Raw genomic sequence first — 4,317 nt, 5'->3', positions numbered from 1 at the left:
TACCTCAACCAGCACAGTTGTAGGTTGGGTAGAGCGAAGCGAAACCCAACACGCCCATAGTGTTATTCAAGCGTTAAGGCAAAAATAGGCGGCTGTAATAACGTAAAAATAGGGGTGCCATTTTTATTGTTTCCAACTAATACCAAAGCTTGCTCACAAAATCTGTTAAGTAGCAGCCATTGAGCCGAACTTCATAGGAGTTTTATACTAAACTCCGTTATACTTTATGCAATTAAATATGCCAAACGAAGTAAACAGGCCGCTAACAGCAATGAGCAAAGACATTCTTTTTCATACTATTTTCCCTCACGAAACCAGTAAAACATGGGTTGTATTTGTTCATGGCGCAGGTGGTAGTTCGGCAATTTGGTTTCGACAGCTTAAAGCTTATAAAAAAGAATATAATGTGTTGTTACTCGATCTTCGCGGTCACGGTAAATCAAATAACTTAGTGCAAAACTTTGTAGATAATAATTACTCGTTTAATAAGGTCACCAAAGATATTATCGATGTACTAGATCATAACAATATTCCCAGTGCACACTTTGTTGGCATTTCATTGGGCACCATTCTTATTCGCAATATTGCTGAAATTGCGCCGCAATATGTTTCTAGCATGGTACTAGGTGGTGCAGTGACTCGCTTTAATACGCGCAGTAATACATTGGTTTATTTAGGCAATACGTTTAAACACTTCTTGCCTTATATGTGGCTGTATCGCTTATTTGCTTTTATTATGATGCCGAAAAAGCGCCATAAAGAATCTCGACTTTTGTTTGTTCGTGAAGCAAAACGATTGTGCCAAAAAGAGTTTATAAAATGGTTTAAACTAGCCATGGACGTAAACCCTTTAATGCAGTACTTCAAAGAAAAAGACATTGATATACCCATCCTTTACATCATGGGTAAAGAAGATCATACGTTCCTTGGGCCTGTTAAAGACATGGTAAAACGCCATAAAAACAGCGTACTGCAAACGATTCACCAATGTGGCCACGTTTGTAACGTAGAACGCCCAGACTTATTCAACCAGCACTCGCTTGCTTTTATCGCCCAGCAAAACCGTTAAGGGTTGTAGATAAAATAGGATACATTTTTTAATTTCGCCCTAAACTCAAAACAAGACCTTTTCTGAAGAATACCGAAAGAATAAAACTCCACTTTTATATTAAAATGTAGGTTGGGTAGAGCGCAGCGAAACCCAACATTTCATAACTTCTGCGAATCACAAGTCCAAGAGAGCGGCTTTATTTATTAAACAACTTATTCAATAATGTTCAATTGATATACACTGGCAAGGTAACGTATTGATAAGGATATTAAGTTGTCACAAGTTAAAACACTCCCCATTACAGCCACGCGCTGGCTCTCTCTTGTATTGTGCGCAATTACTGCTGCAACAATTACTGTTTTTTTAAGCAAAGTCGGTTTTGTACAAAAGGCATATTCAAGTTGGAGCGCTATTTTAAATACAAATCCGGTTTTGCATTACAGCAGCGCATTTTTAGCCGGTATTGGCATAAAGCTGCTGCTGGATAGGTTTTACATTTCTCACGCTAAACGCAGTATTAGGTTTAACTGGCGATATCCGCCAGTGACAATGAGTGTATTGTTTGGATTATTTTTCATTGTTAGTTATGTGTATGTAAGTTATTCCAATGAAATTTTAGCTCAATTGACTGCTCATGCATTTGTAAGTTTCAAGTTTCTGTCACTGAGTTTTTTAGCTGCTGCAGCGACTATTATCTATCAAACTAAACTGTATACAAAAAATCCCATATTTTCAGTCGTACTGTGCACGGTATCAGCATTTTATTTATTTTCTGCAATAAGCTTAGTTGAAACAGAGCAAGCATTCTGGGTGTTCTTTTGTATAGCAGTTGCTTATTTGGTCATGTCGGTATATTTGCTATGTGAGCAACTAAAAGCATCTAGCGCAGAGTCGAAAGTCGAATCAAAACAAGAAGCTGAACTAACGCTTGAGAGCTTAGAGGATTTTCAACGATGGTTTAAAGATGATTCAATTATTAAAAACACAGGGCAATTAGAGCCTGACTTGCAGGTTTATGCAAAGCGTATTACTGAGCGGCTACGTAACGGCGGTGATGATTATGAAGAAGACTTGGCGCAGCACATAGCGCTATGTGGGCCATACGGTTGCGGAAAAAGCAGTATCGTCGAAAGTATTGTGAATGATTTAGCAAAAAACTCTGAAAAAGAGAGTATTTGGATACACAGCGATATATCAACTTGGGGCGCAGCCAGCGACAGTGTCGCGCATGTAGTGCTCAGTAACATTATTGATGATATCAGTCAGCATATTGATATGTGCGCCTTTCGTGCGTTACCTAAACATTATACTGAAGCGCTAAAGTCAGGAGGCGGTATATTTCAATTTGCCTCCACACTACTCGCGGGCCCAATTGATATTGAGCAAAGCTTTCAAAAACTTAATGGGGTTCTTGAAGTTACCAACCACAAATTACTGATCACCCTACAAGATGTTGACCGTGGTACGGGTGATGAAAACGAAAAACGGCTAAATGATATAGCTGCATTGCTGGATAGATTAAAAGATCGAGATTTGAGTCATATCAATTTCATCGTCGCTATGGGTAATGACAAGCTAGAGTACGCTGTAGCTTTAAGTAAAGTTGCTGATCATACAGAGACAATAGTATCCCAAGACTTCAAAAGAGTACTGTGCAATTGGGCAAAGCTGTGCACAAGTAAAATATTCGATAATGATATGTTATTACCACATTCATCAATAAGTAGTTCTGCACAATATTTTGAGCAAAACCCATTTGCTTTTCATGAGACTTTTTATCAGCCAGCAATTATTTCTAATAACTTTATAGTTTCAATTCGAATGTTGAAACGATTAATGCGGCGTATTAATAAATGTTGGACTAAAGGAAAGTTATTGGGAGAGATCGATTTTGGCTCTTTATTATTACTCACTACATTACGAGAGACTGAACCTGCGTTATTTAATGCTTTTATAAATTCGTACATAAGCTTAATTAATGGTAAATCGTTACTAGTAGCTAAAACAGAAGATGGAAAGCAAAAAACAATAAATGAAATCCTCTCTGGTTTAATAACTGACTTAACAAAGAATGGAACTGCGCATATCTATAATGCATTATTTAAGGAGTTATTGAATCTTAAAGAGGATATAAAAGATGAAAATGGAAACGGCCTAAAAGATGATAAAAAAAGTGTTAGACAGCACTTAGGTGTAAAACCAGACACAGTTAATTATTTAAATCGAATTTTACTTGAAACTGTTCCTGATAATGAGCTCAGGGATCAAATTGTTATTGATTCTATCAAATCTTTATCAACACAAGAATTAGCAAAAAATATCTGCAGTGATTATCGTTGGCAAGAGGGATTTGATCGTTTTGGTCGCATACTTTTTTCATGTGATAAAAACCAAGATAGAGTAGAACAAATAGTTTTTGATGTTTTAGATAATATTGGAAAAGATCCAAATGGCTTTCTGACTGAAGGTCTTTTTGAGGAATATACAAAGCAAACTATTGATAGTGGCAATTTGGAAGGCTTTTTAAACATACTAGTAAATGTAGAAAGTGGAGAAAAGTTGCTTGAGCGGCAATTGGAAAGGTTACAGCGAAATTTTGAAGGAAAAACCAAAATAAGAGATGGGAATGGACATTATAGGGATATTAAAGATGAAGCAGATAGAATGGAAGCTGCAAGCTATAGTAATGAGCTTTTTCAGGACATTAATATAGTTAATTTTTTAAGTGAAAACGCACATAAATTGTCTAAACAATCTTTTTACGTGTGCCTAAGGTTTATAACTTTTGCGCAGTTAGCCGGTGGTGAATTTAACTTTTTGAATCGGTTAATGAAAAATCTACTGGCAGTTACAATTAGCAATAAAAACACTCGGACTATTGAGTTTTTAGCTGGGGCAGCATCGCGTAACTATAATGGAGTTCGGGGTTTGCAAGAGCATTTTTCAGAGCTTTCACCTGAGCAAAGAGAAAACATTTTACAGATACTTGCAGAGCTTAAAGATAATCAAGAAAATAAATCAGATATCGATTTAGCAATAAAAAACCTAAGTTTTACTGAGGAGTAATAACCCTCTGTGTAGCGAAGCGCTTCGATGAGCTCTGTGGTGAAATTAGTTTTGGTTTGTTTATTTTGACTGAATCATAATATTGCCGAAGCCCGAAGCCCGAAGCCCGAAGCCCTCGTTGCGTTTCGTTTCACTAAACACAACCAACGGTGTTAAGGATTACACCGACCGGCTAGAGGCTAAAAGCTCGAAGCTCTTAT

General features: G+C 37.0%; 2 protein-coding genes. Both read left to right on the top strand.

From position 1 onward, the window contains the following. The first annotated feature begins 271 nt into the window (after nucleotides 1-271). A complete protein-coding gene (locus tag AABI99_RS17550) occupies nucleotides 272-1,069 on the top strand; it encodes an alpha/beta hydrolase (RefSeq protein WP_338367413.1) in 798 nt (265 codons plus the stop codon). Between the two features lie 255 nt (nucleotides 1,070-1,324). Then, nucleotides 1,325-4,117: a P-loop NTPase fold protein gene (locus tag AABI99_RS17545; protein ID WP_338367412.1), complete on the top strand. Its 2,793-nt coding sequence runs from the start codon at nucleotides 1,325-1,327 to the stop codon at nucleotides 4,115-4,117. Nucleotides 4,118-4,317: the final 200 nt, after the last annotated feature.

This window comes from uncultured Pseudoalteromonas sp., assembly GCF_963922945.1.
GTDB lineage: Bacteria > Pseudomonadota > Gammaproteobacteria > Enterobacterales > Alteromonadaceae > Pseudoalteromonas.
The sequence above is the reverse complement of the archived record's forward strand: the minus strand, read 5'-3'. Positions and strand labels throughout refer to the sequence as shown.

Excerpts from the sequence above, each read along its gene's own strand:
- AABI99_RS17550 (WP_338367413.1), top strand. The coding sequence starts at position 272 with ATGAGCAAAGACATTCTTTTTCATACTATTTTCCCTCACGAAACCAGT.